This is a genomic window from Acinetobacter sp. YH12043 (genome assembly GCF_013419915.1).
In the GTDB taxonomy this organism is placed as follows: domain Bacteria; phylum Pseudomonadota; class Gammaproteobacteria; order Pseudomonadales; family Moraxellaceae; genus Acinetobacter.
This window is the reverse complement of record NZ_VOZD01000009.1, coordinates 89,753-114,546: the sequence shown is the minus strand read 5'-3', so window position 1 is coordinate 114,546 and position 24,794 is coordinate 89,753. Positions and strand designations below refer to the sequence as shown.

General features: G+C 41.3%; 29 protein-coding genes. 15 read left to right on the top strand and 14 right to left on the bottom strand.

All coding sequences use genetic code 11. The annotated features are described in order from the left end of the window. Positions 1 to 10: 10 nt before the first annotated feature. The 4 genes from ubiA to glnA form a co-directional block, all read right to left on the bottom strand. On the bottom strand, positions 11 to 889 hold the full coding sequence (ubiA, locus tag FTU01_RS06345) for a 4-hydroxybenzoate octaprenyltransferase (protein WP_180138554.1): 879 nt from the start codon (positions 887 to 889) through the stop codon (positions 11 to 13). Positions 890 to 895: 6 nt separating this feature from the next. After that, a complete protein-coding gene (locus tag FTU01_RS06340) occupies positions 896 to 1,417 on the bottom strand; it encodes a chorismate lyase (RefSeq protein ID WP_125279763.1) in 522 nt (173 codons plus the stop codon). After that, positions 1,410 to 1,685 carry a hypothetical protein gene (locus tag FTU01_RS06335; RefSeq protein ID WP_004782767.1) on the bottom strand — a complete coding sequence of 92 codons (276 nt, stop codon included), beginning with the start codon at positions 1,683 to 1,685 and terminating at the stop codon, positions 1,410 to 1,412. The genes FTU01_RS06340 and FTU01_RS06335 overlap by 8 nt, the downstream gene beginning before the upstream one ends. Before the next feature lie 86 nt (positions 1,686 to 1,771). Continuing rightward, entirely contained in the window at positions 1,772 to 3,187 is a 1,416-nt protein-coding gene (glnA, locus tag FTU01_RS06330) for a type I glutamate--ammonia ligase (RefSeq protein ID WP_171064793.1), read from the bottom strand. Between the two features lie 808 nt (positions 3,188 to 3,995). On the opposite strand from glnA, the gene FTU01_RS06325 reads away from it, so the two are divergent. The 3 genes from FTU01_RS06325 to trpC are packed head-to-tail and all read left to right on the top strand — an operon-like array spanning position 3,996 to position 6,471. Beyond that, entirely contained in the window at positions 3,996 to 4,580 is a 585-nt protein-coding gene (locus FTU01_RS06325; protein WP_004782771.1) for an aminodeoxychorismate/anthranilate synthase component II, read from the top strand. Positions 4,581 to 4,597: 17 nt separating this feature from the next. Continuing rightward, positions 4,598 to 5,644, top strand: a complete 1,047-nt coding sequence (trpD, locus tag FTU01_RS06320) for an anthranilate phosphoribosyltransferase (protein ID WP_034590018.1) — start codon at positions 4,598 to 4,600, stop codon at positions 5,642 to 5,644. Positions 5,645 to 5,664: 20 nt separating this feature from the next. Then, the gene (gene trpC, locus FTU01_RS06315) at positions 5,665 to 6,471 is read left to right on the top strand and encodes an indole-3-glycerol phosphate synthase TrpC (RefSeq protein ID WP_159124402.1); all 807 of its coding nucleotides are present in this window, start codon (positions 5,665 to 5,667) and stop codon (positions 6,469 to 6,471) included. A gap of 68 nt (positions 6,472 to 6,539) precedes the next feature. Here the strand turns inward: trpC and FTU01_RS06310 are convergent, their stop codons facing one another. Next, on the bottom strand, positions 6,540 to 6,980 hold the full coding sequence (locus tag FTU01_RS06310; RefSeq protein WP_159124403.1) for a GFA family protein: 441 nt from the start codon (positions 6,978 to 6,980) through the stop codon (positions 6,540 to 6,542). Positions 6,981 to 7,232: 252 nt separating this feature from the next. On the opposite strand from FTU01_RS06310, the gene FTU01_RS06305 reads away from it, so the two are divergent. The 4 genes from FTU01_RS06305 to FTU01_RS06290 all read left to right on the top strand — a co-directional run bounded on the left by FTU01_RS06305 (position 7,233) and on the right by FTU01_RS06290 (position 9,804). Continuing rightward, entirely contained in the window at positions 7,233 to 7,916 is a 684-nt protein-coding gene (locus FTU01_RS06305) for a Smr/MutS family protein (RefSeq protein WP_034590020.1), read from the top strand. Between the two features lie 93 nt (positions 7,917 to 8,009). Next, positions 8,010 to 8,558: a GTP cyclohydrolase I FolE gene (folE, locus tag FTU01_RS06300; protein ID WP_171064799.1), complete on the top strand. Its 549-nt coding sequence runs from the start codon at positions 8,010 to 8,012 to the stop codon at positions 8,556 to 8,558. Positions 8,559 to 8,622: 64 nt separating this feature from the next. Continuing rightward, on the top strand, positions 8,623 to 8,982 hold the full coding sequence (locus FTU01_RS06295) for a cupin domain-containing protein (protein ID WP_180138552.1): 360 nt from the start codon (positions 8,623 to 8,625) through the stop codon (positions 8,980 to 8,982). 267 nt (positions 8,983 to 9,249) lie between these two features. Continuing rightward, positions 9,250 to 9,804 carry a DUF4385 domain-containing protein gene (locus FTU01_RS06290; protein WP_180138549.1) on the top strand — a complete coding sequence of 185 codons (555 nt, stop codon included), beginning with the start codon at positions 9,250 to 9,252 and terminating at the stop codon, positions 9,802 to 9,804. Here FTU01_RS06290 and FTU01_RS06285 read toward each other — a convergent pair. The 5 genes from FTU01_RS06285 to hemE form a co-directional block, all read right to left on the bottom strand. Beyond that, positions 9,801 to 11,198 carry a diguanylate cyclase gene (locus FTU01_RS06285; RefSeq protein ID WP_180010811.1) on the bottom strand — a complete coding sequence of 466 codons (1,398 nt, stop codon included), beginning with the start codon at positions 11,196 to 11,198 and terminating at the stop codon, positions 9,801 to 9,803. The two genes, FTU01_RS06290 and FTU01_RS06285, sit on opposite strands and share 4 nt — an antisense overlap. A gap of 204 nt (positions 11,199 to 11,402) precedes the next feature. Continuing rightward, the gene (locus tag FTU01_RS06280; RefSeq protein WP_180138547.1) at positions 11,403 to 13,289 is read right to left on the bottom strand and encodes a DUF4105 domain-containing protein; all 1,887 of its coding nucleotides are present in this window, start codon (positions 13,287 to 13,289) and stop codon (positions 11,403 to 11,405) included. A 73-nt stretch (positions 13,290 to 13,362) separates the two neighbouring features. Beyond that, on the bottom strand, positions 13,363 to 13,833 hold the full coding sequence (locus FTU01_RS06275; RefSeq protein WP_004782788.1) for a DUF3015 family protein: 471 nt from the start codon (positions 13,831 to 13,833) through the stop codon (positions 13,363 to 13,365). 143 nt (positions 13,834 to 13,976) lie between these two features. Continuing rightward, positions 13,977 to 14,780 carry a DUF817 family protein gene (locus FTU01_RS06270; protein ID WP_180138545.1) on the bottom strand — a complete coding sequence of 268 codons (804 nt, stop codon included), beginning with the start codon at positions 14,778 to 14,780 and terminating at the stop codon, positions 13,977 to 13,979. Between the two features lie 10 nt (positions 14,781 to 14,790). Then, positions 14,791 to 15,861, bottom strand: coding sequence for a uroporphyrinogen decarboxylase (gene hemE, locus FTU01_RS06265; protein ID WP_179992059.1), 1,071 nt, complete (start codon positions 15,859 to 15,861; stop codon positions 14,791 to 14,793). Positions 15,862 to 16,067: 206 nt separating this feature from the next. Here hemE and FTU01_RS06260 point away from each other — a divergent pair, with 206 nt between their 5' ends. The 8 genes from FTU01_RS06260 (at position 16,068) to FTU01_RS15515 (ending at position 22,591) form a co-directional block, all read left to right on the top strand. Continuing rightward, positions 16,068 to 17,285 carry a L,D-transpeptidase family protein gene (locus tag FTU01_RS06260; RefSeq protein ID WP_180138543.1) on the top strand — a complete coding sequence of 406 codons (1,218 nt, stop codon included), beginning with the start codon at positions 16,068 to 16,070 and terminating at the stop codon, positions 17,283 to 17,285. 163 nt (positions 17,286 to 17,448) lie between these two features. Then, complete coding sequence (locus FTU01_RS06255) at positions 17,449 to 18,147, top strand: pirin-like bicupin family protein (RefSeq protein WP_180138541.1); 699 nt, start codon at positions 17,449 to 17,451, stop codon at positions 18,145 to 18,147. A 306-nt stretch (positions 18,148 to 18,453) separates the two neighbouring features. Then, positions 18,454 to 19,434, top strand: a complete 981-nt coding sequence (locus FTU01_RS06250) for a class I SAM-dependent methyltransferase (protein ID WP_180138539.1) — start codon at positions 18,454 to 18,456, stop codon at positions 19,432 to 19,434. Positions 19,435 to 19,684: 250 nt separating this feature from the next. Beyond that, positions 19,685 to 19,984, top strand: a complete 300-nt coding sequence (locus FTU01_RS15535; protein WP_257233496.1) for a hypothetical protein — start codon at positions 19,685 to 19,687, stop codon at positions 19,982 to 19,984. Positions 19,985 to 20,065: 81 nt separating this feature from the next. Continuing rightward, the gene (locus FTU01_RS15530; protein ID WP_257233495.1) at positions 20,066 to 20,443 is read left to right on the top strand and encodes a hypothetical protein; all 378 of its coding nucleotides are present in this window, start codon (positions 20,066 to 20,068) and stop codon (positions 20,441 to 20,443) included. Then, positions 20,371 to 21,903 carry an ImpA family metalloprotease gene (locus FTU01_RS15525; protein WP_373686375.1) on the top strand — a complete coding sequence of 511 codons (1,533 nt, stop codon included), beginning with the start codon at positions 20,371 to 20,373 and terminating at the stop codon, positions 21,901 to 21,903. The genes FTU01_RS15530 and FTU01_RS15525 overlap by 73 nt, the downstream gene beginning before the upstream one ends. Further along, the gene (locus FTU01_RS15520) at positions 21,834 to 22,289 is read left to right on the top strand and encodes a hypothetical protein (RefSeq protein WP_257233494.1); all 456 of its coding nucleotides are present in this window, start codon (positions 21,834 to 21,836) and stop codon (positions 22,287 to 22,289) included. Before FTU01_RS15525 ends, FTU01_RS15520 begins: the two co-directional genes overlap by 70 nt. 59 nt (positions 22,290 to 22,348) lie before the next feature. Further along, complete coding sequence (locus FTU01_RS15515) at positions 22,349 to 22,591, top strand: hypothetical protein (protein ID WP_257233493.1); 243 nt, start codon at positions 22,349 to 22,351, stop codon at positions 22,589 to 22,591. Between the two features lie 104 nt (positions 22,592 to 22,695). Here FTU01_RS15515 and FTU01_RS06240 read toward each other — a convergent pair whose 3' ends face one another. The 4 genes from FTU01_RS06240 to FTU01_RS06225 all read right to left on the bottom strand — a co-directional run bounded on the left by FTU01_RS06240 (position 22,696) and on the right by FTU01_RS06225 (position 24,471). Further along, complete coding sequence (locus tag FTU01_RS06240; protein ID WP_125278923.1) at positions 22,696 to 23,181, bottom strand: CinA family protein; 486 nt, start codon at positions 23,179 to 23,181, stop codon at positions 22,696 to 22,698. A gap of 476 nt (positions 23,182 to 23,657) precedes the next feature. Beyond that, complete coding sequence (locus FTU01_RS06235; protein WP_034706083.1) at positions 23,658 to 23,855, bottom strand: hypothetical protein; 198 nt, start codon at positions 23,853 to 23,855, stop codon at positions 23,658 to 23,660. A gap of 70 nt (positions 23,856 to 23,925) precedes the next feature. Next, entirely contained in the window at positions 23,926 to 24,153 is a 228-nt protein-coding gene (locus FTU01_RS06230) for a hypothetical protein (RefSeq protein ID WP_004782813.1), read from the bottom strand. A 102-nt stretch (positions 24,154 to 24,255) separates the two neighbouring features. Beyond that, the gene (locus FTU01_RS06225) at positions 24,256 to 24,471 is read right to left on the bottom strand and encodes a cold-shock protein (protein WP_004782814.1); all 216 of its coding nucleotides are present in this window, start codon (positions 24,469 to 24,471) and stop codon (positions 24,256 to 24,258) included. Positions 24,472 to 24,794: the final 323 nt, after the last annotated feature.

Below are 24,794 nucleotides of genomic sequence, written 5' to 3'. Positions count from 1 at the left end.
CAAGGTGCAGTTACAGAAGCGCGGCAAAGATTCCAAGGAAAATCATCAGCCCCACCCAACGGTTATGCCGGAAGGCCCAGAAACAGCGCTGCGGGTCCTTATCTCGAGTTTTTGACCATTGATAAATAAAATCAATTGCGACGGCTAGAAGCCCCATCAGGCCAAATGGAACAAGCAAATCCTCAATCCATAATGCCGTGCCAATCAAGACCAGACTTAGAACCTGTAAGGTACTAATGATCTGAATATCATGCTGACCGAATAAAATGGCTGTCGATTTTACTCCAATCTTTAAATCATACTCACGATCGGTAATCGCATATTGCGTGTCATAGGCCACGGTCCAAGCCAGATTGCCAAAATAGAGAAGCCAGCAGGTTAGGTCTGGTGTCTGCCCGACTGCGGTATAGGCCATAGGAATGGACCAGGAAAACGCAGCTCCCAAAAATACCTGCGGCAAATGGGTATAGCGTTTCATAAATGGATAAATGAACGCTAAAAATAACGCGCCAAATGACCAGTAAAAGGTTTCAATCGGCAGGAAAAATAACAGGCAGGCACTGGCTGCGACGAGCACCAGAAAGACCATCACTGCTTCTTTAGCACTAATAATACCGGTGGCTAAGGGACGGGTTTTGGTACGCTCGACATGCGCATCCACTTTACGGTCGGCAAAGTCATTAATGGCACAGCCCGCTGCACGCATAAAAATTACACCTAGAATCATCAGCACCAGAATACTGAGATCAGGAACACCTTTTGCTGCGACCCATAGCGCCCACATGGTCGGCCAAAAGACCAGCTCTGTGCCAATTGGCTTATCAAAACGACAAAGATAATAATAGGCGCTCAGACGTTCACGCCAGGTAATTGCTTGTGCAGTTGCCATATCAAGTTAAGCCTGTTGATTTTGTATAAAGTGTTCAAATGCCGGTAAAAATGTTTCTTGTACAATAAATTTACAACCATGCCAAGTATAGCAGCTCTGGCGGGTCCAGCCCTCTTCCAGATAAATCACACGTCGCTCACAGTTTGGATTGGTCCGCTGGAATAATAGCCAGCCAATCGGCTTCGATCCAATGTGCTGAAAAATCCGCGCACGTTTTTGCAAGCTTAATATCGGAAATATACTTTTTGCTTTGACCCATGGCTGCTCTTCACAGCCATATAAATAACTTTCCCGCACCCAGGACGTATGCTGATGTGGCATCTGCATCCACCGCGCATCCACAAATTCCAGACGCTGAAAATGTTCCTGCTGTGGTTCTACCCGAAACTGTCCACTAGCCAGATCCGTTAATTGCTGCGTCAATGACCCTGAGGCATACAGCCATTCTCGAAGCGCAGCAGGTATATGCGGTCCATGTGGATTTTTAAATTTTACACTCACAACGTTATCAACTTCACGATTAGGCATTATCTGTCTTGGCAATCACTTCATATTTTCCATTTGGCAACTTTTTCAAAATCATGCCATCTGTGGTGAGATAAAAACTTTGTGGGTAGTCATAGTCCAAAGCCAGCTCAGGATGACGTAATGCCACAAACTCGACCTGCTTATAACCTTCAGATGTACGCGCAACTTCTACATAGGTCACTTCAGAAAAATTCAGTTTAAAGCCTTTACTATGATCCTGAGGATCAATCCAGGGAAAAAAGCCGGTATGTCTTTTACGTTGTGCCATAACTTCATATCTTTGATCAATAACAGCATCATACAAAAAAACCCGCACAAAGGCGGGTCTTTTTTACAATGAAATTCAGATCAGAATTACAGACTGTAGTACATGTCGAATTCAACTGGGTGAGTAGTCGTGTTCAGACGACGTACATCTTCAGTCTTAAGTTCGATGTAAGCATCAAGCATTTCTTTAGTAAACACGCCACCTTTAAGCAGGTAGTCATGATCTTCTTTAAGAGATTCAAGTGCCATTTCAAGGCTGTGTGCCACTGTAGGGATTTTCGCTTCTTCTTCAGGAGGAAGATCGTACAGGTTCTTGTCAGCAGCTTCACCTGGGTGAATTTTGTTTTGGATACCGTCGATACCCGCCATCAACAATGCAGCGAAACCTAGGTACGGGTTCATCATTGGATCAGGGAAACGTGCTTCGATACGTTTGCCTTTAGGGCTAGAAACATAAGGAATACGGATAGAAGCTGAACGGTTACGCGCTGAGTAAGCAAGCATAATCGGTGCTTCGAAGTGAGGTACCAAACGTTTGTATGAGTTTGTAGATGGGTTAGTGATCGCATTCAATGAACGAGCATGTTTGATCACACCACCGATGAAGTACAATGCCATTTCTGAAAGGCCTGCATATTCATCACCAGCAAACAGGTTCTTGCCATCTTTAGAGATCGACATGTGAACGTGCATACCAGAACCGTTGTCGCCTACCATTGGTTTAGGCATAAAGGTTGCAGTTTTAGCGTATTGGTGCGCAACGTTCCAAACAGCATATTTGAACTGTTGTACTTCGTCAGCTTTACGAACCATTGTGTTGAAGCTCACGCCAATTTCTAACTGGCAAGATGCAACTTCGTGATGATGTACTTCTACACGACCTGGGCCCATGATTTCTTCAATTTTTGCACACATGTCTGCACGCATATCTTGATGAGAATCAACAGGAGGAACTGGGAAATAACCACCTTTAACACGTGGACGGTGACCTGAGTTACCTGCTTCGTAATCTTTACCAGTAGACCAAGCAGCTTCTTCAGCGATCAATGTGTGGCGCGCGCCAGACATGTCGATGTCCCATTTCACTTCGTCAAATACGAAGAATTCTGGTTCTGGACCGAAGAATGCAGTATCACCGATACCTGTAGATTTCAGGTATTCTTCTGCACGGCGAGCAATCGAACGTGGGTCACGTTCATAACCTTGACCAGTTGATGGTTCGATAACGTCACAAGTCACAACAACAGTTGGCTCTGCAAAGAACGGGTCGATGAAACCTGTTTCTGCATCTGGACGTAAGATCATGTCCGATGCTTCGATGCCTTTCCAACCTGCGATTGAAGAACCGTCAAACATTTTGCCGTCTTCAAACGTATCTTCATCAATACTGTCTGCTGGATAAGTAACGTGCTGTTCTTTACCCTTGGTATCAGTAAAGCGAAAATCGACCCATTTCGCGCCACTTTCTTGTATGAGTTGAAGGACCTTGTTCGCCATGCTCATTTTGCTCCGATGTTTTTTGTTGCACTCGCAAAGTGCGTGTTAGAAGTTGGTATCTATTAAGCAATTAGCGTACCAACTTTTAAAAGTATATCTAAAATCTTGAAATCTTTATAAGAAAACATAGGAAGATAAAAATACCTTGTCGCTATTATACTGTGACTTAAACTAAATGCACTATATTCAAGCATTCTTCCTGAGATTTGTTGCAGGTATTTTTTTAGCGCACCTAAATAGTGCGATGATTTCATATTAGGTAAGAATAGGAGCACTTTTCAGTGAGGAATTGCGTTTTTATGCTAATTTAGTTTAAAAAATATTCGATTTCGTTTAATTCTGGTTAAGTTTTATCAGTTACAAAGCGTGATCTGTAGGTTTATGTACTTAAAAAGATCACTATTTTGAGTCACTTTTATTCAAATTGTCGATCTTATCGTTTGATTTATCCCACGCATTATTATTCAAATGATGTTTTTTTCAGCATAATTAATTTAATAATTTAAAACCTATTTATTTTTAATTTAAAAAAAATAATAACTGCAATATTTATTTAAACTTACTTTTCGTCAGTTAATTACTTATACACACATTTAAAATGCCTAAAAGGCTGTGAGCTAATCACCAGCCTGAAAATTGAAAAATTATTGCGCCCGATGTGGCTATTTTTTGCTATGATGAGGCGTGCTTTATTTTCACACAATGAAATCAACGATTTAGTCGTGTATTCCCTAGACTTGCAACAAGTCCCGATAAAGCTCAATCTGGATCACTTTAGCACAGTTAAGTGCAATAATTTCAATAGGTTAAGCTCATGCTTCTAATGATCGACAACTATGACTCCTTTACTTATAACATCGTCCAGTATTTTGGCGAACTGAATCAAGAAGTAAAAGTAGTCCGCAATGATGCCGTGACATTGGAGGATATTGAGCGATGGCAACCCAAGTATCTGGTGATTGGTCCTGGTCCATGTTCGCCAAGTGAAGCAGGAATTTCGATTCCTGCCATTCAGCATTTTGGCGGCAAGATTCCCCTGCTCGGTGTTTGTCTGGGACATCAAAGTATTGGTCAGGCTTTTGGCGGCGATATTATTCGTGCCAAACGCGTCATGCATGGTCGTTTGTCTGACATGTATCACAGCGACAAAGGCATTTTTAGCAACTTGCCGAATCCTTTCTCTGCGACGCGTTACCACTCGCTGGTGATTGATCAGGCCACTTTACCAGAATGCCTGGAAGTGACCTGCTGGACCAATGAAGAAGATGGCTCTATGGAAGAAATCATGGGGATTAAACATAAGACACTACCGATTGAAGGCGTGCAGTTCCATCCGGAATCAATCCTGAGCCAGCATGGTCATCAGATCTTTAAAAACTTTCTTGAAATTTACGCATAATGGGCAAAACGCAAGTCATGAATATTCAACAAGCTTTAAGCAATATTACTAAAAACATTCACCTGACTCAGGAACAAATGGAAGACGTGATGCGCACCATTATGTCTGGCGAAGCAACCGATGCCCAGATCGGTGCTCTGCTCATGGGTCTACGCCTGAAAGGCGAAAGTATTGACGAGATTACTGCTGCAGCACGTGTCATGCGTGAACTGGCAACCAAAATTGATGTCAGTGATGTCCCTCATCTGGTGGATATCGTCGGTACAGGCGGTGATGGACAAAACCTGTTTAACGTATCTACCGCTTCAGCCTTTGTAATTGCAGCAGCTGGTGCAACGATTGCCAAACATGGTAACCGTGGTGTTTCTACCAAATCAGGCTCTTCAGATTTACTGGAACAGGCAGGCATTAATCTTGATTTGAATATGCAGCAAACCGAACGCTGTATCCGTGATATTGGTGTGGGCTTCCTGTTCGCACCGAATCATCACAAAGCCATGAAATATGCGATTGGTCCACGTAAAGAACTGGGTATTCGCAGTATTTTCAACCTGCTCGGCCCGCTTACGAATCCGGCCGGCGTAAAACGTTTGGTCATCGGGGTATTTTCCAATGAACTTTGCCGCCCAATTGCAGAAGTCATGAAACAGCTCGGTGCTGAACATGTCATGGTCGTACATTCACGTGATGGCTTAGATGAAATCAGTCTGGCTTCTTCGACGCATGTGGCTGAGCTGAAAAACGGTGAAATCACTGAATGGGAAATCATTCCTGAACAGGTCGACATTGAATCGCAAACCTTAACTGGCTTAATTATTGAAAGTTCAGCAGAAAGTCTGGCTCTGATTAAAGATGCCTTAGGCAAGAAGAAATCTGAGATCGGTCATAAGGCTGCCAATATGATTGCCCTAAATGCCGGTGCTGGTATTTATGTATCAGGCCTGACTTCAAGCTATAAGCAAGGTGTGGCATTGGCACACGATATTATTTATGGTGGCCAGGCACTGGAAAAAATGAGCGTGCTGTCTGAATTCACCAAAACCATCAAACAATATGAAGCTTAATACGGTCAGGAATTTGAATCATGGTTGATATTGCAAATACAATTTTGGGTAAAATTGTTGATCGTAAGAAAGAAGAGTTCGCTCTTCGTTTGAAGCAGAAAAGCTATAAGGATATAGAAGAGTTAGCTCAAGGCGCGACACCTGTACGTGGTTTTGCTCAATCTTTAATGTCTAAACGTCCGGGTGTAATCGCTGAAATTAAAAAGGCTTCTCCGTCCAAAGGCGTGATTCGTGAAAACTTCAATCCTGCAGAAATTGCGGCGCAATATCAGGATGCCGGCGCTGCCTGTTTATCTGTACTGACTGATGTGGATTTTTTTCAGGGTGCTGATGAAAATATTCAGATCGCCCGTTCGCACTGTGACTTGCCTGCGCTGCGTAAAGATTTCCTGATCGATCCTTATGGTGTGATTGAAGCGCGTGCACTACATGCAGACTGTATCTTGCTGATCGTGGCCTGTCTGTCTGATCAGCAGTTAGAAGAAATGTCTAAAACCGCATTTGAGCATAATCTGGATGTACTGGTTGAAGTGCATGATGAAGAAGAATTAGGACGTGCTTTAAAACTGTCTGATCGTTGTCTGCTGGGTGTGAACAACCGTAATTTAAAAACTTTTGATGTCGACCTGAATACATCACTACGTCTGAAAAAATTACTGGATCCTTCACGCCTGCTGGTCACTGAAAGCGGTATTGCGACCCCTGCTGATGTTTCGATGATGCAGGAACATGATATTCATGCCTTCCTAGTCGGTGAAAGTTTCATGAAACAGCCACGTCCAGATCATGCTTTCCGTGATTTATTCGGTGAGCCTGAATCGGTTTAAAATATTAAGTATAAAAAAAGCCCCATCTCAGCATGGGGCTTTTTTTTATTTCTATTAACCAAATTCATTTAATACTGAGTTGAATGATCAAAATAAGAGATTAATTTTTCAAATTCTGGCAGTTCAGAATAGGACTCATCCGCCTTGATTTCATCTGCCCAATCCACCTTCGAGTTCAGACAAAAACTCAGTCTGTGCTGAATTTTGGGTGCTTGATCCAGAAGCCCTAAAGGAATCCAGATCAATGCAATTGTACCTACCTGATTCGGTACAGGCGAGCCACAGTGTTGACAAAAATGAGAACGAAATCCGGTCTCTTTTTGATAGCAGGAAATTGAAGTCTGTTCTGAGGTCCATTCAAAATATTGCTGATGAACTAAAGTTGCTGCATTTGCGGCCGTACCACTCTGTTTACGACATAAACTGCAGTGACAATGATACATGGCCTGAATATTCGTATTTACTTTGAACTGGACATCGCCACACAAACAACTGCCTGAATAACTCATTTTTTTATTTTCCAGGTTTGATTGATTTATATTTAAAGAGAGATGTTCCATCGAGGCAACTGTTAAGATGATAAAAGGAGAATATTCATGAATTATTTTCTATTTAAAGTTCATCAAGCTATACAATCTTAGAAAACTATTGAGAAATTAATGCTGGGTTTGGGATATGTTGTATTTAGTGCAATTCATTTCTCCTTTCAGTCATTTAAGACTATAATTTACCAAATTCAGTATCTCCCCCGTTTCCAGATTATGAGCAAACACGATTCTTCGCTTTCTAAAGATCAGTACAATTTACTCAAAGATCTTAAAAAGCAAATTAGTCATCCTCAGCCTAAGGCTGAACCTGTTGCCCCTGTCGTGAAAACAGCGGAGCAGGAACAGGAGGAAGACCTCGATCTATTTCGCAAGCAGATGCAAGGCGTACAAAAAATTGATGCCGGCAATATTGCGAAAATAGAAAAATCTCCCAAGAAAAAAGTCGATGCGCAAACTTTGGCCAAGCGTGCTGCTGCCGAAGGCCCCATGCATACCGATGAAACCGTCCTGTCTGATACTCAAGCCATGCTCAATCCGGTTGGCAGTCAAGCGAGCTTAAGCTACCGCATTGCGACCTTGCAGCATAAGGTTTTTGAAGATTTAAAAGCAGGCAATCTGCGCTGGTTCGAAGCTGTCGACCTGCATGGTTGTACGGTCGAAGAGGCACGTCAGGCTGTGCTTCAGATTATCCAGATCGCCAAAGATGAAAACCAGAACGTGATCAAGATCGTACATGGCAAAGGGCCGGAAGCGATTTTAAAAACTTATGTCAACGGCTGGTTACGTCAGCACCGTGATGTTCTGGCCTTTGTCAGTGCGCCTGAAAAACAGGGTGGCACTGGCGCAGTTTTAGTTTTGCTAAAACGTGCAGAAAAAAATCCAAAGTTTAAACAGTAAGCGGATTTACCCCCAAAATAAGGCATTGTAAAAGATTTCTGCTACAATGCCGTCCTTGTTCATTCTCAGTTTAAGTGAATACGTCATATGACTATGCAGCAATCTTACGCAAACATTCTTACTGCCGTTGGTGAAGATCTCAATCGCCCTGGTCTCAAAGATACGCCCGTGCGTGCTGCGAAAGCGTTTTCGTATTTAACCTCAGGTTATAGCCAGACTCTGGAAGAAGTGACCAATAGTGCGGTTTTTCCATCAGATAACCGTGAAATGGTTTTAGTGAAAAATATCGAATTTTATTCACTCTGCGAACACCATTTATTGCCATTTTATGGCCGTGTACATATTGCCTATTTACCTGAAGGCAAGGTATTGGGGCTGTCTAAATTTGCCCGAATTACTGAAATGTTTGCCCGTCGTTTGCAGATTCAGGAAAATCTGACCCAGCAAATCGCAGAAGCGGTTGCTGAAGTCACCAATGCACGTGGTGTGGCTGTGATGATTGATTCAGCACATATGTGTATGATGATGCGTGGTGTTGGCAAACAGGAATCGACGACGCGTACGGTGTCATTTATCGGTGACTTTAAAACCGATAAAGAAGTCCGCCGTGAGTTTTTAGGCGCTGTACCAGAAAGTTATTAATATAGATTCATACATGAAAGCCTCAATTGATATTGGGGCTTTTTTACACGATGAGGTTACGAAAATGTCATCTATTTGGATTGCGGGTCAAGGTTTAGGCCAGGCTGAAGAAAGTATCGATTATCCACGGCCAGACCGGCTGGTTAAAGGCAATCCTAAACGCCTGACCCAGAGTGCCTATCAACATCCCAATATGGATTGCGGAATCTGGCAATGTGAAGTGGGTGCGTGGAATATCGTATTTGCCGAGAATAAACAGGAATTCTTTCAGGTAATCGAAGGGATCGTCCGTTTACATGATGCTCAAAGACAATCCTTTGTTGAAATCAAAGCAGGTGAAGCCGGCATTATTCCACTCGGTTTTATTGGCACTTTTGAAGTGGTTGAAGCCGTTAAAAAATATTATGTCGTGGTAGAAAGTTAAAAGATAAGTACGAATTCAATATCTTCATCAGTTAAGGAATTTTGCAATCAATTCCTTAACTTTTCTACGTATTCATTCAATTTCTTAAAATTTTATCCCTACATTCTTTTCAAAAAGTTGTCTCATTAACTTAACTTCCCTAGTTTTAAAAATAAACAAATTGATGCTGCATAATTAATTTCCTGACTACATTTCCTGCCATGTTTAAATACAGATCTTTTGTTTAGAAGGCTGCATGATCCAAGTGTATAAATTCTGGAAACAGCCATGAGTAGAAAACAGCCTGATCCGCCTAAACGCCCTTCACGTGTTCATTCAAATAGTTTTGACTATAGTCTAGATTTTAAAAAAATTGATTTCCGTAAACGTCCAGACTTATACCGGATTGGACGCGGTGAGCAAGGCGTGCTTTTAGTAGAACCTTATAAGTCGGAAATTCTGCCCCACTGGCGTTTTGCAGATGCGGAAAAAGCCCAAGCCAGTAGTGAAAAAATTTATGCCCTGTTTCTAGAATATTTAAAACATGAAGATTTCGTCGGGGCCGATATGGCACGCAAGTTTTTACAAATGGGTTATACCCGCGCCCGACGTTATGCCAATCATAAAGGCGGCAAAAAATACGATGGTCCGGTTCCAGATGATAAAAAGGGTTTAAGTGGTGCGCATGGGCGTGAGGAATTGCCGCGCAGTTCTGAAGATCCGGTTAAAGCTGCTGCAGCGAAAAAATTTAAACAAAAATGGGATAAAGCCAAAGTCCATCCCGAATATGTACGGCAAAAACAGCAATTTCAGGCTGCGATTCAGCAGCAAATTTTAAATTAGACAGACGCTTTTTGTGCGCCCTGAATTTGAGAAGGTTGCGCCAGATAGACCCGGTTACGCCCTGTATTTTTAGCCATATACAGTGCAGCATCTGCGGCATCCAGGAATCTTTGGTAATCCGGATGACCATCAAATAACGCGCAGCCGATACTAACCGTGAGTCTAAATTGCTGTCCTTGAGCCGTACTGATCAGGCCATGCTCTACATATGTACGGATATTTTCAGCAATGTTCAGCGCGCGTCTTTCATCGGAATCCACCAGCAGCAGCAGGAATTCTTCCCCACCGACACGGAAGGCATAGTCACTGCCCTGAATATATTTCTGTAAGGCATCAGCAATAAATTTTAAGGCCAGATCGCCGGCTGCATGACCATATTTATCATTAATGGCTTTGAAGAAATCGGCATCGATCGCCAGCAAGGATAGTGGTGTCTGGTTATCACGAGAGAAATTGATTTCACGTGAAATAATGGTATTTAAATAACGGCGATTCAATAACTGGGTTAACGAGTCATTTCCAGATTCGATGTAATCTGCAACCTGGAATAATTGATCGACCAAGTGCTGTATTTCACGGTTTAAGTCACGAATACTTTGAATCAGATTCAGCATCTGATCTTTTTCAGTACATTCCAGCACTGCCTGATTCAGCGTATCGATCTGATAAATTCGCTCGATAATTAAATCGACCTGATCAGAACCGGTAAAGGCATAAGACGCCTTATGAATAAACCATAAGCCAAATTCTGACTTGGACAGCATTTGATGTCTAATGCCTGTAGTTCCAGAAAAGACCTTGAACATCAGCTCATTTTCCCAATCCAGCAATGAACTGCGCTGCTTATCTTTTTGTACCGCGACATCCTGCATTGCAGAAAATACCCGGTAACTGTGCTTCATTTCCTGATTCTGAACTGATTTCGCCTCATAGGAACGACACATAATTTCTGTGGCAAATCCCATGATTTGTACAATATAACTACAGGTAGTAAGCATGTTCGGCTGCGGATTTAAACTCAGCAATTCAAACATTTTGCGCTGAATTTCTCGTACACCGCGCATAATCAGCCAGGATGGAATCCCGACGCGTGCATGCACATGTCCAACGATATTCTGTTTTTGCACAGCCTCTGCATAACGCTTATTCAGCGCTACACTAAAACTTTCTGAAAGCCATTGATGTAAAGTATCGCGTAAACGCTGCTGAATCAGCTCATCAGTAAAATACTGAGATGCTTCTTCTTCCAGAAGCATATTTTTATAGAATTCTTCTACCAGTACCAAAGAGTGGTCTTGAATAAACTGAAATGCGTGTAGCAAATCATCTGATGAATAATTTTGACAGATCTGCTCCCACTGCTCCGCCAGCATAGCCATACACTCATTATTCATATAACTTTTCCCGATACTTTGCGATTCGCAGTGATATTATGTGACAAATACAACAATATTCAGGCATTTTAACCCAATTACTGAATACAATCTTTGATAATATCGGTAGAAGTCTCCGAACATGAATTTATTTTAAACATTCAAATACAAGTCATTTGATCTATAAAATTAATTTACTCAATATTCGATGTTATGTTCGCCAAATCAGAAATAATGGACTAAGCCCAGACTCCATTTTTCCCAGTCTTTCGAGTCCTGTTGCTGATATTCCCAGCCCGCCCGAATGGCATTTTGTGTATTCCATGCATATTGCAACTGGCTTTTCAACTTCAGTTGCCACTGATGAGAATCTTCCCAATACGGCAGTTCCACCTGTACCAGACTATTGATCTGATCCGTCCAGATATTCTGACAACCCACCGTTGGCCCCATACCGACACGCCATCCTTTGTCAAGCGCTTTTCCGGCCTGCACATGATTTTGTAGCTGCACATAGCAGAGATGTTCACGTGCTTCATTTGCCCAGCTATAGCCACCCTGAACCTGAAAATTGGCTACGCCATGCTGCTGCTCGGTACTAAACTGGCCATGCTGATCCAGTGCTTCCTGTTTCCAGCCCAAACTAAAACCCCAAGATAACGGCGCTTTAAATGCATTGATCGGGTTATAGGAATTCACTGTAAGTAGATCCAGGTGCTCCAGCTTCACGCGGTCATCACGGTATTGCAATGCACCATCCAGGAATAATAATTGGGTTCCTGTACGCAGCCCGCCTTGCGGATCCATGAGGTCGTGATAAGCCTGACGATGCCCCAACTGCACAAAAGTCTCACCCTGTACTTGCCCAGTTTCAAGAACGATATTTCGGGCATGATGGCTTTGAACCGGATCTATTTTTGGACGCTCTGGCTGCTGACGCTGTTTGTCTATCGCCAACTGACTTCTTAGGCCCAATAATTTGCGAAAGCGCGGCTGGGCAAAAGATTCATCAACTTCTTGACGAAGAAAATCCAGATATAAATGGTCATAGGCCATTTCCAGAATCTTGGCTTGGTCTTCAGCCGGATAATGTTGCAGCATGGCTTCCATTTCAGAGGTTTCTGCATAAGCCACCTGATGCGCAGTTTTTGCCAAGGATTTGCCATGTTGCCGGGCTTGAGCCAGCAATTGAGTTTCCAGCGCCGGACGATAAATTTTCTTCCTGATCAGTCCCTGCTGTTCCACAACTTTTAAAGTTTCGACCGGAATCGCGGCGGTATCGAATTGCTGCTGCAAGTTCAGTTCAGGACGCACCAGATCAAAAAGCCCTAGTAGACGATAAGCACAGTTATCATTAATGAAATAATAAGGGAAACTTACCTGCTGCATTTCCCAGAGATGCTTCACCAGAAAACCGGTTTCTTCAGGTGTTAAATTAAGTTCATATTCCCATAAATCACGGCTTTCAAAGTCACCATATTCCTTGACTTTGCGGTAATACGGCATCAAGGAATATTCCCCCGGATATTGTCCGGTCAGCCCTTTCCAGGCAAAGGACCAGTTATCATTACTGTCAACTGTGGCAGCATAATTGACCGCATAAGAAACCAGATTCAGTTGCTGCTGGTCTTTGGGATCCAGACGCAGCAAAGTATGACCAAACATGGAGCTGGGATTGCCCATATAATCGGTGGCATAAATCAGGGTCGCCTGATAAGGCTTGACTTCATTCATCCAGCGCTCAAAATCCGGGCAACTCGCTTCAGGCAATTGCTGTTCAGAAATATTCAGCTGTTGCATTAACCACTGACTACGTGCCGGGAATTTACATCGTACAGACTGATTGGGTTCTGCGGGCTCAAACAATGCTTGTATATTTTGCTCCAATTCAAGTTGCAGATCTGTCTTGCCCTGCTTTGCCAGAAAATAACCAGGATAGCTGACTTCACTTTTTCCTTCAGCATTGACATACATCAAACGCTGCCAGGTCGCGGTCTGGTGCAATTTTTTTTGTGTGGCTTGTTCTAGATAAGCTTGAATATCTGGAGAAATTTCGGATGCAAAACTTAGGGGACTCCACAGCAAGGCTGAGAGCAAAAAAGCATATTTCATTCAGTCAACGGTTCTTTTCAGTTTTTATTTATAAGAAAACCCTGCCAGGACAGCAGGGTTTTTACAGCGATACTTAGATATAAGCTTTTAATACTTCATCTTTAGCCATGACTGTTTGTAGAGTACTTAACACTTGTAAAGTATTCTGGTTTTCTTCTGAATAGATTTCAGAGAAATTCTGCTTAGATACAGTGAAGAAACGTGCTTTGTCTTCTGCCTTGATATTTAGCAGTTCAGCCAGTACATTCAGGCTTTCACCTTCACCTACGGCCATATCACGTGCCAATGCCTCAGCATTTTCATTGGTAAAAGTCACGACTTGAGCCGTTACTGTACCGCCCTGGCTACATCCTAAAGTACCGAAAGTAATACCCAGCCACTGGTTAGTAAACAGGACGTTTGTTGTACCTGCAAGCAGCTTAGGAATAATGCCTGACTGGCCTGCCCATACCTGGCTACCAATACCACAACCTACATCTCTATCCGCCATCGCCATACCAGAACCCGTTGCCAATACCACAGCGAGCATAATCTTTTTTAACATACTTATTCTCCGGTTATTCTCATGCATCTTTTGTTATTACGCTAATGATGTAATCTTCATTACACATTCAGGAGAGTAGCGGGAAGTCTAATTTGGCGCAATGAAAAAACTGTCTGATTTACATAAAGATAAACAGAATAGTTTTACCGGGTTTTTAGACTCCAGTTACCTTGAGAATTACGCTGTCCTAGAATCTTTAATACCAGCACCAGACTGAGCAATAAAAGTAAATACCAGGAACCGAGCTTGCCCCAACCGACCATGTGCCATTTTTCTACCTGGCTTGGATATAGCCAGATCTGATAAAAGGTACTGATGTTCTCAGCCACCCAGATAATGAAAGCCAAAATCAACAGGACAGGTAACATCGGCAGCTGAAAAGCATGCTGATTCAACTGAAATCGAATTCTGGTTTTCCAGAACATCACTACACTCCAGACAAATAACAGCAAACGATAGTCCGGAATGAAGAATTTACTCATAAAGTTGATGTAGGACAGTACTGCCAAAGCCAGCATATGGCTAAAGTGCGGCAATTTTTCAAATGAGACTTGGTATAAGCGTAAGGAACGTGCAAAAAAACTGCCGACAGCCGAATACATAAAGCCAGCAAATAAAGGCACCGTCAGTATTTTAAAAATTGCAGGTTGTGGATATTGCCAGGATGCAATCGCCGGATGGGTCAGGAAAATTTCCATAACCATCGCCATGATATGGAACAAGGAAATTACTTTGGCTTCGGCCCAGGATTCCAGTTTGGTATAGAGTAATACCACCTGAATCAGTAAAGCGAAAAATAATAGATAGTCATAGCGATAGAAACCGTAAAATAGTTCACTACCCATTGATGCGGTTTGTGCAAAAGCAAGCAGGAGCAGAATCCCAAATAAGGCAGCCGAAGCTGCCTTATAGATAAATTCAAACCCTGATTTAAAAAAGTCGATCAAGGTTTACATCCTAAAGGTATTTAGCGCTGTACTCATGTACGGTATCAATAAATACTTTAGGATTGGCTGGATCCACCCACTGGGTAATGCCATGACCTAAGTTGGCTACATAACCGGTTTTTTCACCGTTAGCATAGGCATCATCCAGCATCAACTTGGTTGCTTTAGCAATCGCGTCTGGAGTGCCATATAAAGTTGCCGGATCCAGGTTGCCTTGTAGTGCGGCACGGCCTGCAACAGTCTGACGCGCAACATTAAGCGGTGTAGTCCAGTCCAGACCAAAAGCATCTGCACCGGTCGCAACCATTGGCTCCAGCCATTGACCTCCACCTTTGGTAAACAGAATTACTGGAATCTTGCGACCGTCTTTTTCACGTTGCAAACCTGCCACAATTTTCTGCATATAATTGAGTGAAAATTCAATATATTCACGATGAGCAAGTGCCCCGCCCCAGCTATCAAAGATCTGTACTGCCTGAGCACCTGCATCAATCTGGGCATTCAGATATTCAGTCACAGCATCTGCTAAACGTTCTAATAAAGCATGCAGAACCTCTGGCTGTGCGTACATCATGTTTTTAGTGAAGCGGAAGTCTTTGCTCGAACCCCCTTCAACCATATATGTCGCCAAGGTCCACGGACTGCCAGAGAAGCCGATCAATGGTACTTGCCCACCCAAAGCGGAACGAATGGTCGACACTGCATTCATTACATAATCAAGGTCAGACTTGGCATTGAATTTGGGTAAATTAGCCACATCCTGTTCAGTCCGCACAGTTTTGTGGAATTTCGGACCTTCACCTGCTTCAAAATACAGACCCAGACCTAAAGCATCTGGTACAGTCAGAATGTCCGAAAATAAAATGGCCGCATCCAGCTCATAACGGCGTAAAGGCTGCAAAGTCACTTCACAGGCAAATTCAGTATTTTTGCAAAGAGAAAGGAAATCCCCTGCTTTGGCACGTGTTTCTCGATATTCTGGTAAATAACGGCCTGCCTGACGCATCATCCATACAGGGGTAGTATCTACAGGTTCACGTAACAATGCGCGCAGAAAACGATCATTTTTTAAGGTCGTCATTCACTTTCCTATCTATCTTTGATATTGCCCACATCATAACAAAATGGCTGCATTTTGAATAACTTCTCATGACTTTAAAAACCGATCATGTTAAGTGATCAAATGTGAGGAACTACACAAAAGAACTACTGCATCTCCACATTTTTTCTGTAATACTTATAGTGTTTTTTCACATAGTTAACGAAATATTTTTAAGGTTGAGTTACATGTTCGTTCGCACAATGCTCGCTGTGAGTCTAGGTTGCATTTTCGCAGGTACTGTTTTCGCTGCGTCTAATGCTGAACAACCATTAAACCCCCAAGTTGTCACTGATGTTGCGGTTCAGGATCCGATTGATCCTTTAGCGACTGAAGCTTCGGCAGCACAAGCAGAAACTCGAATTAGTGCTCAAGAACAACAAGATCTGAAGAAAGCTTCTGAAGCATTAGATGTATTACAAGATACTGAAGACCAGACTGCCAATATCGGTGCTGCTCCAACCACGACTAAAGCACCGACAAATTCTGCTGCTGCGAAAGCATCTTGGACTTTAGACGGCCTTAATAATGCAAGCTGGTATGAAGATATTGGTAAAGGCCAATTTCCGGTATATGCACGTGCGCATGTCATGTTGAATAATGCCCATGCTTCTCCAGGTGCGATTGACGGTACTAGCGGTAAAAATACCTTGAAAGCGATCGCATCTTTCCAGCAAATGAATGGCATTAAACCAACAGGTACGTTGACTCAGGAAACTTGGGATGCCCTATTGGCTAAACAGGGTTCTAAGCCTGCTTTTATTGAATACACCATCACTGAAGAAGACCTGAAAGGTCCTTATGCCGAGTCTATTCCTTCTGACTATGCCTTACAGGCAAAAATGAAAGGTCTGTATTACACTCGCGTAACTGAAATGCTGGGTGAAAAATTCCATATGGATGAAGACTTTTTGAAAAAGTTAAATCCAAAAGCTACCTTCAAAAAAGCTGGGGAAAAGCTGATTGTTGCTAATATCCGTAATGAAGTTCCTGAAGATATTCATTTAATTGTGGCGCATAAAGGCGCCAAGCAGCTTTATCTGTTCAATAGCCGCAACCAGATGATTGCTTCTTTCCCGGCAACGATTGGTAGTTCAAGTACTCCATCGCCAACAGGAACTTATAAAGTGACTGGCGTAGCGAAAAACCCATGGTATAGCTACTCGCCATCTAACTTTGTTCAAGGCAACAACAAGAAACCACTTTCTTTACCACCTGGTCCAAACGGTCCTGTAGGTAATATCTGGATCGGTTTAAGCAAAAAATCATTTGGTATTCACGGTACACCAAATCCATCGGCAATCTCTAAAACTGCATCACATGGTTGTATCCGTCTGACCAACTGGGATGCGAATGATTTAGGCCGTAAAGTGAAATCAGGTGTAACTGTCCGTTTCCTTGAATAATCTTTATTTAAGTCCCTAAGCCCGCTTACGAGTGGGCTTTTTTATTCCTGCTTTCTTTTATATCGTTGCAAAAATGCAATGATCTGTCGCCTGTTTATAATTTTTTAAGAATTAAAACAACGTTATGATGATCTCAAGTTAAAAATTAAAGTGAGATAAATTCATGAAAGCTTTTCTACATCCAAGTGAAAATCGTGGTCATGTAAAAATGGGCTGGCTGGAGTCTAAACACAGCTTCTCATTTGGCAACTGGTACAATCCGAACTATATGGGCGTGAGTGCATTACGCGTTATTAATGATGATCTGATTGATGCACATCAGGGCTTTGGTACCCATCCGCATGACAATATGGAAATCCTGACCTGTGTATTGAAAGGCACGATTACTCATCAGGACAGTATGGGCAATCATGGCGGTATTGCAGCAGGTGAATGGCAACTGATGAGTGCTGGAACCGGTGTACGTCATAGTGAAATGAACCAGGGTGATGAACAGGTGCATCTCCTGCAAATCTGGATCATTCCGAATGAACATGATGCTCAGCCAAATTATCAGCAAATTCGTCTGAACGCAAAAGAACAACCAAATCAATGGCATTTAATTTGTGGACCAAATGACAATGCACCCATGCACATTCGTCAAAATGCTGAAGTCAAAACAGCCGTGATCCAGCAAGGTCAAAGTCTAGATATTAAGGCTACCCAGCATATCAATTATGTACATGTGATTTCTGGCTCAGTACAAATTGCAGAATATACAGTTGAAGCTGGTGGTGCGATTGCCTTTATGGATGACGCAGAGATTAAAGCAATTGAAGATGCACAAGTGATCTGGTTTGATTTGCCAGAAGCTGCTAATTAAAACTTCTATTTATATTCAGTCTATGCCGACCCATCATTTTGATCAGTCGGCATTTTTTATAGAAAACATATAAAAATAATAGTGATTCATTCTTTATAAGGATTTGAACTTCAATATCCCACTATACAAATTAAACCAATTCACATCAGTTTTTTACCGAACAACAGTAAATTTTGGGCGAAGATTGAGCTGATCCATTTTGATTGAATCAATATAGCGAATGGCTGTTCTGGTCATTATCTTGTATAGATTAAACAGGTGTATGCACCTTTTCATTTATTCTGAATAAACCGAAGAGCACATCTAATGAACCAGATTTTAGAAATCCAAAGCAGCCAGCAACAAGCTCTGCACTTTTTATTAGACTTTTTAAAACAGCAGCAATATCAGTTTACGGCCATTACCCCACTTTCCCATCAACGGATTCTGGATCGTAAAAGAAGCGAAAAAAATAAATATAAAACCCTACAGGATATCTTTGGCTGGAATCTGGAATTTACAATTACCGATCTTGATCCTGTTCTTTTTTCATTATTATTAGAGCATCAGCTTTTGGAAGTTCAGGATAACGCATATAAAAGTCTGATCAGAGTCGCTTCACTCGAAGACGAATTATTTATTCACTCAGCCTTTCCCACCACCCAACAGGACGCTGTTTTTTTTGGTCCTGATACTTACCGTTTTGCCTATCATTTAAAGCAGTATTTATCTTGCCAGGCCAATTCTTTTAAACGGGCGGCTGAAATATGCTGTGGCACTTCTGCTGCTGCAATTCATATAGCTAAACATTTTCCAGATCATGAGGAAATCTTTGTCGCAGATCTGAATCCGAAAGCCCTTCTCTATAGCCAGATTAATATTGATTTTTCAGGTTTTGATACGATTTATCCTGTGCAGAGTAATTTATTTTCTGGTCTTGAAGGCCAGTTCGATCTGATTTTTGCCAATCCTCCTTATTTAATTGATCCAGATCAACGGCAATACCGTCATGGAGGCAATGAACTGGATGGCAATGAATTGTCTTTTAAGATTATCAAACAGGGTTTACAGCGGCTCAGCTCAAATGGACGTCTATTTTTATATACTGGCGTCACTATTTGTCAGGATGGCAATCGCTTCTTGCAGCATCTGGAAGATTTAATGAAACAGCATCAAAATATTAACTGGTCTTATGAGGAAATTGATCCGGATATTTTTGGTGAAGAGTTAGAGCAACCTGCTTATCAACATGTAGAAAGAATTGCGCTGGCTCTGCTGAAGTTCAAAGTCAAAACTGATAGAACATGAAATTTCAGCTCGGGTTGAGGCCATTTTTAAACTGCGGCCTAATTAAAACAAATAAAAATTAAATCAACCCACATCACATTTAAGATTATTTTCAATAATTATTTATCATTAAAAACATATACTTAAATTAAATATGAGTTATATTTTACCGCCACTTACTTCTATAATTCTCATCTGATATTTACGACAACTTTAAAAATAATGTCGTCTTTTTGGTTATACCTTGGGGAAAATTGTGGAAAGAAATTATTTGAGGTTGAGAACAGCCTTACTAACCTTATCGCTATCGATGAGTCTGATTGCCTGTGGTGGAGGTGGCAGTAGCGGAACATCTTCTCCTGCAGAAACACCAGATTCTGCTGTTAATCCACCATCAACAACCCATCCACCTGATAACGAGGAATCATCCCCCTCACCTATAGAAACACCTGATGGCAGTACACCACCTTTAAATCCACAAACGCCAACGACCACCCGGATTAATAAGGCATTGAGTACAGGTGATGCCCGACCTTTGATTCAGCAAGATTCCGCTACATTGCTAGACTAGGCCCTGCAGCTCGCCAAGCAACAACAAACATGGCAAAAGGGTTTAATTACCTCACTCTATACCAGTTCGAATGGCAAAGTTTTGCAACCTCAACTGCAATTTACGCCAACTGCTTTGATTAATCTTTATCCTTATGATTTAAGCGCAGCTTTGCCAATTGCAGTTTCAGATCAAGCCTGCGGCTGGAATTTAAGTCAGCAGGCAAATAAAGGCTGTGGTCTGGGAGTCGCATCACAAATCGGTAAAGGCCGTGCGCTGGCTTTTGGCCAGAATATGCTTGGAGGGATCTCAGCGAATAGTCCTGACGTGGTAGATTTTGCACCCGTGCTCAACAATGGTTTTCGCTGGCTATTGACGGGGAAAACACAAGCACAGCCTAAACAAGAATTAAAACTTACCGTGAATGGCCTGGCACAAACCAACCTGAGCATGATAGAAAATATTTTGCCCAGCATTTAGGGGTTAAAGTTACCTTTCTACATTGTAATGCACTGGATCAAACCAATACCTGCTGGAAAGATGCTGACCTGATGATTTTAGGCAGTAATATTGGCGCCAATAATTTTGAATCCAGCTTGATTCAGGAATATCTGGAGGCAGGTAAGCCAATATATTTCCAGGCAATGGGTTATAACGTCACTACACCGATGGAAAAAATCTTTTCGGCATTGAAGATTGAGACCAATAATAATTACTGGCGTGGCCAAGATACTTTACTCATGTCTTCAGGACGTTCTATCACAGATCAATGGAATAAAGTGAATGACATTGATAGTACGATCCAAATGTTGGAATATTTCAAGTCACCAAGTGCGACACGTCTAGGTGATTTAAATGCCAATAATCCGTTGATTCAAACCATCAATAAAGCTTCTACCAATCTACAAAATTTAAATGCACAAGGCATTACTGCATTTAGCGCAAAAAATAATAATCAGATTCTAAAAGCTTTGGTGTTATTGGCAGATCTCTGGCGTCCAGGCGTGAATTACAGCGGACTGTCGAAAAATGGCGATGCTCTGACTTTTATGCGTACCTATGCCAGCGACTCCTGGACGGACTATAAACGCAAAACCACATTGGTGAATCCAAATGGTGCCGGCGATTATATGCCAGCCTCTGCACAAAACATGGCTGTCAGTGCTCAAGCCGAAACCATTACCGTGACCATTCCACAAGGCAGTGGAATTACCACAATTGGTCGTGCCAGCATTCCGGGCAAACCTGTCAGTATTGAGATTGTTGATGCTCAGGGTGCGCAGCTTTCAGTCCAGACCAGCTATTTACGTGCCTGGGGCAATCCCTTTGATGATGGCGGCTATAAACGTCCTCGCCGTCCCAATAGTTTCACCGTAAAATTAGACGCCACTCAAAGCAATGACTTTATTAGCCCGTTCGGTGGACCATTGATGTTGAATTACAGCAATGCCAAAGCAGGCTCGGTGGTGACCTTAAAAATCAAAGGCGCAGCAAAATATGCGCATTATGATTTTACTCAAACGATCACTGAAGCGGATATTAGCGAAGCCACCAGCATCCTGCAAAGTAGAAACTTCGGCTGGAACACTTTTAAATTTGTTGGTGGTGAAATTCAACAGACCAATGACTATGCTTTAAAAGCCATTGGTGATCGATCGGCACGTACCTATGTGGATCAGATTAAGGGCGTAATCTTTGACAGTAACCACATTGCTAACGGTTATAACAACATGCCGCTGGATAGCAGTACGGCACAGCGTTGTAATGAATTAGGCTGGGATTGTACCGGCACAGTTCATCGTGCCCCGTGTTCAATATTTTGTGGGCTGGATTGCGACCTGTGGCTTCCTGTGCTCAGGAAATCCATCAGATGGGTCAACTTGATACCGGTTGGGGCTGGGTGCATGAACTGGGACATAATACTGTTCAGGATGTCTTAACCATGGTATTCCCTTCCACTGAAACCGGGAAAACTATTGGTTGCGTAGTGGAATGTAATAACAACATTCTGGCAGGCCTAAACATGATGCGTAAATATCATCTATATGCTCAGGACAGTAATGGCAGCAACTTCCGCCACCCAACCTTATATGCCAATATCAAGGATACACGGAGTCTTGGTCTGTCAGGTGAGGTACAACGTGCCGCCATGGAAAAACTCTTATGGCAAGATGGCTATCATGTATCGATGCAGGCCTTCCATATCCAGATGGCCATGAACTATACCCGTTTACATCAAGGTAAATCGCGACCTGATCTTCAGGGTGTATTTGAGTTCATACGCCTACTGAATACGGCACAACGTTATATAACCAGATCGATTTAAGTAAAGCTTCTCAAGCAGATAAGAATAAACTGGGACTAGGTGCATTTAATGCGAAAAACATGAGCCGCCCTGACCTGATTTATGTACTCAGTTCAAAAATCATGGGCTATGATCTTAAAGATTTCTATGCACTTTATGGCTTGCCTTTAACTGCAACCGCACATGCTTCAGTCGCCATGCTTAATCTGCCTACCGCACCTTTGTATTTCTATGCGCAACCAGATGGCGGTTCAAATCGCCTGGCAACAGGACAATGGCTCACCATTCCAGCAAACGGCCCTCTCCCTAACTATCCTTACTAATTGACCAATTTAATATAAAAAAATCCCGGCTTCGGCTAGGATTTTTTATAGCAGAACATTTTCATGATCCGTGTATTAGCGATCAGTGAGAACTAAATAAATAGCTATTTATTTTTCTTGTCTCGACTGCCTTCAAGGATTTCAATTAAGCTCAGATTAATATTTCTCGCCAGTTTTTTTAATTTCTCTCTCGGTTTTCCTCTGCAAAGAAAGCGGAAACTATAGAGCTCATCTTTATAAGAAATCACATAGAAAAAAGTTCCTACTGGCTTTTCTTTAGTTTCTGTCCCGCCTCTTTTTAATAGTCCTGTACAGGCAATATAAATATCAGAATAAAACATTTTCTTGGCTTTTCTGACCATTTCCTGTGTGACTTCCATAGATTCCGGCGTATATTGTTTAATAAATTCAGGTTTGATTTTTAAAATATTCTCTTTGACACCCATGTCATAACACACCAGTCCGCCATATAAAATATCACCCGAATATTTATTTTGGGAAAATCGGTAAGCCAGGTAACCTGCTGATGCACTCTCTAGAAAAGTAATACTTAATTTTTTTTTGGCGAGTAATTTTATACATTTATTCATAGAGTAAACTCCTGACTTTATGATCATCTATTGAGTATTAAATATTCAAAAATAAAAGATTAAATACTTAGCTTCTGAATGTCCTAGCAAAACTAAAACTGAACTGCCCTTGCTCACCACCTTAAACCAGCTGTATATCCTCAGTCATTTATATGACTTAAGTTCATACCAACGAAACTCATAATAACCTTGACGGGTTTTAACTCTGATTGGCTTTCTGATTTGATGTGTATTAGATTTTTTATAGATTCATGATAGTTTTATGCCTAAAAGCATAAGTAGTAGAAGATATAAAATATAGATCACTGAAATGATGGCTAAGTCGATTTAAGTGTGAACTAAAATGTGCTTATTAATTCAGGGTTTATTTATAAGACGATGAATAGGTTTAATTAAGAAGTGAATAATTTCAAAGACAAAATCCTGGCAAGATACCAGGATTTTTTATATTCACTTTTGGTCATGTCATATGACCACTAAATAATTTTGAAAATTTTGCCGCTGATGGTGCTTTGAAAAAACATTTCAAAACTTGGGCGAATATTTTCACCTTCAACCGTAATATGTTTAACGTTAGAATCCGATTGGGTATGAACAAAATCAGGGTCAACAGTAGCCTGAATCACGTATTGAACACCGAATTGATCTTTCACATTAATATTTTGCTTAAGCATAAATAAACCTTTAGTAATGATTATAAGAGAGATCGGCTACAAATTGGTTAGCCAATATATAATTTAAATATTAAATAACTTTATGATTTAATTTAAATAATTGATTTAAAGATGTATAAAATGTACGACCGTCTAGATTCAGGTCAACTTCGATTCCTGATTGAAGCAGTACTCTTTTACCTACTTCAATTTCCTTAAAACCTTGACGTGTATTTTGCATTTTATTCAAGGGAATCAAAGAAACAATAATTTCTGTACCATTTTTAGATTTTGCAATTAATTCATTAATTTTTAACAACTTGTATCCTATTTTTATACTTCTTCCAATCTAGAAAAAGCTTTTTAACTTTTATTTAAAACAATAAAAAAGCACTGATGCGTGCTTTTTTATTCTACAGACTTATAGCGCAGTAATATTTACAGCATTTGGGCCTTTTTGACCTTGAACTACGCTGAATTCAACTTGCTGGCCTTCCATTAAGGTTTTAAAACCTGAACTAGCAATTTCACTGAAATGAGCAAAAACATCTGGACCAGATTCTTGTTGAATAAAACCGAAACCTTTAGTTTCGTTGAACCACTTTACAGTACCTTTAACAATATTTGAGTTTGACATAATAAAACCTACTAATTTTTAATAATTTTTAGTCATCTGAATGACCAGTTGTAACTTTGAAAATAATAAAGAATGGAACTTAAAATCTGGATAAAACGAAGGATTATGAATAAAACGACGATACTTAAGGAAGATTTTTTGCAACAAGACTTTTTTCTAGTTAAGGCCAGTATACAGGAAGATTTAAAATAATCAAGTTTTCTTATATATATATTTAATTACTTTATAAATATTATTTTATTATTTACAGAATTTTCATTATATTTTATTTAATTTCAACGACTTGATAAAATAAATCCATATTGCTTGAGTGAGTTAAACTT

Coding starts and splice junctions, on each gene's coding strand:
- ubiA (WP_180138554.1), bottom strand. CDS start 889: ATGGCAACTGCACAAGCAATTACCTGGCGTGAACGTCTGAGCGCCTAT.
- FTU01_RS06340 (WP_125279763.1), bottom strand. CDS start 1,417: ATGCCTAATCGTGAAGTTGATAACGTTGTGAGTGTAAAATTTAAAAAT.
- FTU01_RS06335 (WP_004782767.1), bottom strand. CDS start 1,685: ATGGCACAACGTAAAAGACATACCGGCTTTTTTCCCTGGATTGATCCT.
- glnA (WP_171064793.1), bottom strand. CDS start 3,187: ATGAGCATGGCGAACAAGGTCCTTCAACTCATACAAGAAAGTGGCGCG.
- FTU01_RS06325 (WP_004782771.1), top strand. CDS start 3,996: ATGCTTCTAATGATCGACAACTATGACTCCTTTACTTATAACATCGTC.
- trpD (WP_034590018.1), top strand. CDS start 4,598: ATGAATATTCAACAAGCTTTAAGCAATATTACTAAAAACATTCACCTG.
- trpC (WP_159124402.1), top strand. CDS start 5,665: ATGGTTGATATTGCAAATACAATTTTGGGTAAAATTGTTGATCGTAAG.
- FTU01_RS06310 (WP_159124403.1), bottom strand. CDS start 6,980: ATGAGTTATTCAGGCAGTTGTTTGTGTGGCGATGTCCAGTTCAAAGTA.
- FTU01_RS06305 (WP_034590020.1), top strand. CDS start 7,233: ATGAGCAAACACGATTCTTCGCTTTCTAAAGATCAGTACAATTTACTC.
- folE (WP_171064799.1), top strand. CDS start 8,010: ATGCAGCAATCTTACGCAAACATTCTTACTGCCGTTGGTGAAGATCTC.
- FTU01_RS06295 (WP_180138552.1), top strand. CDS start 8,623: ATGTCATCTATTTGGATTGCGGGTCAAGGTTTAGGCCAGGCTGAAGAA.
- FTU01_RS06290 (WP_180138549.1), top strand. CDS start 9,250: ATGAGTAGAAAACAGCCTGATCCGCCTAAACGCCCTTCACGTGTTCAT.
- FTU01_RS06285 (WP_180010811.1), bottom strand. CDS start 11,198: ATGAATAATGAGTGTATGGCTATGCTGGCGGAGCAGTGGGAGCAGATC.
- FTU01_RS06280 (WP_180138547.1), bottom strand. CDS start 13,289: ATGAAATATGCTTTTTTGCTCTCAGCCTTGCTGTGGAGTCCCCTAAGT.
- FTU01_RS06275 (WP_004782788.1), bottom strand. CDS start 13,833: ATGTTAAAAAAGATTATGCTCGCTGTGGTATTGGCAACGGGTTCTGGT.
- hemE (WP_179992059.1), bottom strand. CDS start 15,861: ATGACGACCTTAAAAAATGATCGTTTTCTGCGCGCATTGTTACGTGAA.
- FTU01_RS06260 (WP_180138543.1), top strand. CDS start 16,068: ATGTTCGTTCGCACAATGCTCGCTGTGAGTCTAGGTTGCATTTTCGCA.
- FTU01_RS06255 (WP_180138541.1), top strand. CDS start 17,449: ATGAAAGCTTTTCTACATCCAAGTGAAAATCGTGGTCATGTAAAAATG.
- FTU01_RS06250 (WP_180138539.1), top strand. CDS start 18,454: ATGAACCAGATTTTAGAAATCCAAAGCAGCCAGCAACAAGCTCTGCAC.
- FTU01_RS15520 (WP_257233494.1), top strand. CDS start 21,834: ATGGGTCAACTTGATACCGGTTGGGGCTGGGTGCATGAACTGGGACAT.
- FTU01_RS15515 (WP_257233493.1), top strand. CDS start 22,349: ATGAGCCGCCCTGACCTGATTTATGTACTCAGTTCAAAAATCATGGGC.
- FTU01_RS06240 (WP_125278923.1), bottom strand. CDS start 23,181: ATGAATAAATGTATAAAATTACTCGCCAAAAAAAAATTAAGTATTACT.
- FTU01_RS06235 (WP_034706083.1), bottom strand. CDS start 23,855: ATGCTTAAGCAAAATATTAATGTGAAAGATCAATTCGGTGTTCAATAC.
- FTU01_RS06225 (WP_004782814.1), bottom strand. CDS start 24,471: ATGTCAAACTCAAATATTGTTAAAGGTACTGTAAAGTGGTTCAACGAA.